We start from the raw sequence: 5,618 nt of genomic DNA, 5'->3' as shown, positions 1-5,618 counted from the left end.
AAACCCACGACAAACACCACACCACAACCAGCCTACAAACACACACCACACCCCCAACCCCACCATCTCCCATACCAAGACACCACACCACAACCAACCACAACAATCCACCCACCAGCAACCCAAGCCACAAAGGAAGAGGCCGCCTCCCATGGTGCGGTAAACCACCCAAGCACCAGAAGACGAAAACGCCGCAATCCCGGGATTATGGAGAAATTGCGTCACCGCACCATGGGAAATAACACCAACAGGAACACCACAGCATGGGATGCGGGCGACAACACAACAGCCGACGCACGGACGGAATCGCCGCGACTTCTTCCGTCATACACCGCAACGACATGCAGAACGCGTATACCTGTAGATATGACCAAGAAGATTGCTGTACTGACCGGCGCGGGCATCTCCACCTCCGCCGGCATCCCCGACTTCCGCGGTCCGGACGGCGTCTGGACCAAACACCCCGACCAGATGAGCGTCTACGACATCGACGCCTTCCTCCACGACCAGGAGGCACGCGAATACTCGTGGCGCTGGCAGAAGGAATCCCCCGTATGGAACGCGCAACCCGGCGCCGCGCACAAGGCGCTCGTCAAGCTCGAACAAGCGGGCATGCTCACCCTGCTCGCCACACAGAACTTCGACGCCCTGCACGAAAAGGCCGGCAACAGCCCGGACATCATCGTCAACCTGCACGGCACCATCGGTACCTCGCACTGCATGAAATGCCACGCGAAATACAACACGGCGGACATCATGGCGAAACTCGATGAGGAACCGGATCCGCGCTGCCATCGCAAGCTCAAGTACAAGAACGACATGCTCTGCAACGGCATGATCAAAACCGACGTCGTCTACTTCGGCGAAGCATTGCCGGACGGCGCGATGGAGAAATCGTACAGCCTCGCCACCAAGGCCGACGAACTGTGGGTCATCGGATCGACGCTGGAAGTGTTCCCCGCCGCGAGCATCGTGCCGGTCGCGGCGCAGGCGGGCGTGCCCATCACCATCATGAACATGGGACGCACGCAGTACGACCGCCTCGCCACGCGCCTCATCCGCGAGGACATCGCCGTGGCGCTCCCCCAGCTCGTCGACGAAACCATCGCCGCGAACAGCTGACGTGACCGCTGGACGAGCGATATCGAATCGACGGCATCAACAGCAAAGGGCGTTGCAATTCGTGATTGCAACGCCCTCATCGTGTTGAGGCCCGTCAGTAGATGCGCTCAGTAGATGCGCTTCGGCTGGAATCCCTCGGCGCGCAGAGCGGCGAGAATCCGGTCGATGTGGTCGGGGCCGTTCGTTTCGACGGTCACACCCAGCGAGACCGCGTTCGTGTAATGGCCGGACGCCTTGAACTGGTCGTGGTCAAGGGCGATCACGTTGGCGCGTTCGCGCGCGAGCAGCGACGCGACCTTGACGAGCTGGCCCGGCGTATCCGGCAATTCCACCTCGAAGTTCATGATGCGGCCGCGCGCGATCATGCCCTTCTGGATCACCGCGCCCATCGTCACCGTGTCGATGTTGCCGCCGGACATGATCGGCACCACCACGTGCGGGCCGGGAGCCGACGCGAACTTACGCGAACGCAGGTTCAGATGCTCGAGCGCGGCGAGCGACACCGCGCCGGCCGCCTCCACCACGAGCTTGTGCTTCTCCAGCATGAGCAGGATCATCTCGTTGATGTCGCGCTCGGTGACGGTGACGAGATCGTCCAGGAACTCGTTGAGCAGCGCGTACGGCAGGTCGCCCGGGTGCTTCACGGCGACGCCTTCGGCCGAGGTGACGACCTGATCGGCTTCGGTGACGCGGCCCGCGGCGAACGAGTTCTTCCACGCGGGGCTGCCTTCCGGAATCGCGCCGATCACGCGCACTTCCGGCTTGAACGTCTTGATGGCGAGCGCGACGCCCGCGCCGAGTCCGCCGCCGCCGAGCGGCACGACCACGTCGGTGACGTTCGGCACGTCTTCGAGGATTTCCAGACCAATGGTGCCCTGGCCGCAGATGACCTCGTAGTCGTCGAACGGCGGCACGTAGATCATGCCTTCGGCGTCGGCGAGGTGGGCGGCATGCGCTGCGGCCTCGTCGAAGACGTCGCCGTAGAGCACGACGTCGGCGCCGTACGCCTTGGTGGCGTCAACCTTGAGCGGCGGGGTGATGGTCGGCATGCAGATCGTCGCCTTGGCGCCGCGTTCGCGCGCCGCGTAGGCGACGCCCTGCGCGTGGTTGCCGGCGGAGGCGGTGACGATGCCGCGCGCGAGCTGCTCGTCGGTGAGGGAGGCGATCTTGTTGTACGCGCCGCGGATCTTGAACGAGCCGGTGACCTGCAGGTTCTCCGGCTTGAGGAGGATCTCGTGCCCGGTCATCTCGCTCAGTGCGGGCGAAGGGATGATTTCGGTGTGGCGGGCGGTGCCCTTCAATCGTTCGGCGGCTTTCTTGAGTTCGACCGCATGGTCACGCTGCAATGCTTTGAGGACGTCTTTCTGCTCCATAGCCCGCAATTTTATGCGGCGGGGTGCCGTAACGCCCCGCCCGTCTCGCAGTGCAAGGCGGGCGGGGCGAAATCGTCACAACCGCACGACGACCGCCTCCCACGGGCTCAGCTCCTCGTTGGCGAGGGAGACGACGGCGTGGGTCGCGCCGTAGGTGCTGATGACGATGTCCGGCTCGCTGACGCCGCGGGCGAGCAGCGCGGCGGATTCGGACGGCAGGTCGACGGTGCGTCCGGACAGGTTGGCGACGACGAGCAGCGTGCCGTCGTCGGCGTGGTCGAACGGTTCCGGCTGCGGATTGGTGTGGAACGATTCGACGTCGTCGAACAACGGGTACGTCGATGCCGGCGCGGGCTTGGCGAGCCTGCGGGTGAAGGCGTAGACGTGCGGGTCGGCGGCGTCGATGAGCCGCCAGTCGCCGGCCGCTACCACCGGCTCGGTGTGGCGCAGGGCGATGAGCCGCTTGTAGAACGCATATACGGAATCGGGGTCATCGATCTCGGCCGCCGCGTTGATCACCGCATGGTTCGGGTTGACCGCGACCCACGGCTCGGCGGCCGCGTCCGGCGCGGTGAATCCCGCGTAGCGGGAGTCATCCCACTGCATCGGGGTGCGCGAGTTGTCGCGTCCGCGCGCGGCGATGCCGGCCATCATCGAGTCCCCGCTCTGCACGTGCGCTTCTTCGACGCGCTGCCGGTACGCGTTGAGCGTTTCCAGGTCGCGGTACTGGCCAAGGGAGGTGAAGTGCGCGTTGGTCATGCCGAGCTCCTCACCTTGATAGACGTACGGGGTGCCGCGGTGCATGTGCAATACCAGGCCCCATGCCTTGGCGGAGCGCACGCGGACGGTTTCCGACGAATCGTCGCCCCAGCGGGAGACGACGCGCGGCTGGTCGTGGTTGCCGGTGAACAAGCTCGCCCAGCCACGCTCCGCGACGGCGGTCTGGTAGCCGGCCATGATGCGTTTGAGACCGGGCAGGTCGAGCGGCTTCGGCTTCCATTTGACGCCGTCGCAGTCGAAGTCGACGTGTTCGAACAGGAAGAGCATGTCGAGCTCGCCGTTGGCCGGGTCGGTGATGTGCTCGTTGCGTGCGGCGGTGATGCCGGGCGCTTCGCCCACGGTGAGGAAGCCGTCGCGCCCGTCGAACACTTCGCGGCGCATTTCCGCGAGGAATTCGTCCTGTCGCGGCCCGTCCGCGCAGAACGGGTTCGGGTTCGAGTAGCCTTCCTCGCCGACCGGCAGGTCGTCGAGTTCGGAGCCGGCCTCGCCGGGCAGGCGGCCAGCTGCGTCGGTGCGCTTGGAGATCAGGGTGATGACGTCCATGCGGAATCCGTCGATGCCGCGATCGAGCCACCAGTTCATCATGCTGTACACGGCATGACGCACGGCCGGGTTCTCCCAGTTGAGGTCGGGCTGCTTCTTCGAGAACTGGTGCAGGTAGTATTCGCCGCGCGTCTCGTCGTATTGCCATGCGGAGCCGCCGAAGTAGGAGCCCCAGCGGTTCGGCTCGGCACCGGGCGTGCCGGGTTCGCAGCCGGGGCGGGCGGGGCGCCACCAGTACCAGTCGGCGTGCGGGTCGTCCTTATCTCGCGAGGCTTGGAACCATGCGTGTTCGTCGGAGGTGTGGTTGACGACGAGGTCCATCACGATCTTGATGCCGCGCTTGTGCGCTTCGGCGAGCAGCTCGTCCATGTCTGCGAGCGTGCCGAACAGCGGGTCGATGTCCTGATAGTCGGAGATGTCGTAGCCGTTGTCGTCCTGCGGGGACTTGTAGACCGGACTGAGCCACAGCACGTCCACGCCGAGGTCGGCGAGGTAGTCGAGGCGCGAGGTGACGCCCTTCAGGTCGCCGAAGCCGTCGCCGTTCGTGTCTTGGAACGAACGCGGGTAGATCTGGTAGACGACGGCGTTCGCCCACCATGGGTTCGGTGTGGCGCCGTTCGTACGGACGGCGTCGGGCAGGGGTTCACGGTCGAATGAGGTCATCGTCGGCTCCTTCTGCGGTATCCGCGGCACTGTCCAGCCGCGCGGCGTATCGTACACGGTCATGCCCTCCGCCGTGAAACGACGTCGGGCCGGTTCACTCCATAGTGAACCAGCCCGAGGGGCGCTTTCCCACCCGGCGGCGCTCCTGGCGTGTCGGCACGCCTGCCGAACACCGTCGACGCAACCGGCACATGCGGTGTTTCACGTGAAACACGACGCCCCATGCAAAACGGCACGTGCGAACCGGCGACCGTGTCGACCGACGCTGCCGTCACATGAATCGGGCTCATCAGCGGGAAGACAAACGAAATATGTATCCAGGGAATGGAACTCAGGCGGATTCACCGGCGAATGCGGGGAGCGTGGGGAGCGTATGAATAACGGACGATGACGATCGGCGGGCACGTGGCGGACGACGACCGGACAGTCACGTTCGCGCCGTTCCTGCGCTGGGACCACGACGTGCCGCTGGGCGCGATGGTGAGCCGCGCGACCGGACTGCCATGCGGCGTGTACAACGACATCGACTCGCTGCTGGTGGACGCCAGCTGGTTCGGGCCGGACGTAGGACTGGAGGCGTTCGCGGTGCTGACGATCGGCATCGGCATAGGCTATTCGCTGGCGATGCGCGGGCGGCCGGTCTCCTACCCGGACAAAAGCTACGGGCTGCTCGGGCATGTGCTCGTCGACCCGGAAGGGCCGCGCTGCACGGCCGGGCACATCGGCTGCGCGCAATGCCTGACCGACGATTCGCTCGCCGCCCAGTATTCGCAGATGATGGGCCGCGCCTGCACGTTCGACGATTTCGCGCGCGACGCGCAGGCCGGCCTGCCGTAGGCGTCACGGCCGCTCGACAAGACCTGCTTCCGATTGGGATCGTTGATCGCGACGATCGCGAACATCGCAATGCCGTCGAAGGTGATGATCGCCGGCGAATCGGCATTCCTCGCAAAGCTGGCAATCGACCCGATCCGTGACGGCATCAACCGCTACCGGCACAGTCAGGCCTCGCCGGTGGAGTTCACCGTCGTAGACCATGACTGGCAGCTGTGGCCAAGGCGGCCGCATCGCGTGTGATCGTGCGGTACCTGGAGTAGGGGTCGGGCCTCCGGTCACTGCCGAATCGCAGTGAACAGG

The 5,618-nt window shown here is 65.2% G+C and carries 3 protein-coding genes and 1 pseudogene; 2 read left to right on the top strand and 2 right to left on the bottom strand.

What is annotated here, in order from left to right; genetic code table 11:
- The first annotated feature begins 366 nt into the window (after nucleotides 1-366).
- Nucleotides 367-1,122, top strand: a complete 756-nt coding sequence (locus BFAL_RS08670) for a Sir2 family NAD-dependent protein deacetylase (RefSeq protein WP_055427999.1) — start codon at nucleotides 367-369, stop codon at nucleotides 1,120-1,122.
- Nucleotides 1,123-1,229: 107 nt separating this feature from the next.
- On the opposite strand, the gene ilvA is transcribed toward BFAL_RS08670, so the two are convergent.
- Together ilvA and BFAL_RS08660 are read right to left on the bottom strand one after the other, a co-directional pair.
- Entirely contained in the window at nucleotides 1,230-2,495 is a 1,266-nt protein-coding gene (gene ilvA, locus BFAL_RS08665; RefSeq protein ID WP_055427998.1) for a threonine ammonia-lyase, read from the bottom strand.
- 75 nt (nucleotides 2,496-2,570) lie between these two features.
- Nucleotides 2,571-4,481, bottom strand: coding sequence for an alpha-glucosidase (locus tag BFAL_RS08660; protein WP_055428000.1), 1,911 nt, complete (start codon nucleotides 4,479-4,481; stop codon nucleotides 2,571-2,573).
- A gap of 387 nt (nucleotides 4,482-4,868) precedes the next feature.
- On the opposite strand from BFAL_RS08660, the pseudogene BFAL_RS08655 reads away from it, so the two are divergent.
- Nucleotides 4,869-5,578, top strand: a pseudogene (locus BFAL_RS08655) (ROK family protein); the annotation flags it as partial.
- Nucleotides 5,579-5,618: the final 40 nt, after the last annotated feature.

The sequence above is a fragment of the Bifidobacterium aesculapii genome (genome assembly GCF_001417815.1).
Lineage (GTDB): Bacteria > Actinomycetota > Actinomycetes > Actinomycetales > Bifidobacteriaceae > Bifidobacterium > Bifidobacterium aesculapii.
Note: the sequence above shows the minus strand (reverse complement) of the source record. Positions and strands in the feature narration are given on the sequence as shown.

Bases quoted from the DNA above. Each gene is read 5' to 3' on its own strand.
- BFAL_RS08670 (WP_055427999.1), top strand. From the start codon at position 367: ATGACCAAGAAGATTGCTGTACTGACCGGCGCGGGCATCTCCACCTCC.
- ilvA (WP_055427998.1), bottom strand. From the start codon at position 2,495: ATGGAGCAGAAAGACGTCCTCAAAGCATTGCAGCGTGACCATGCGGTC.
- BFAL_RS08660 (WP_055428000.1), bottom strand. From the start codon at position 4,481: ATGACCTCATTCGACCGTGAACCCCTGCCCGACGCCGTCCGTACGAAC.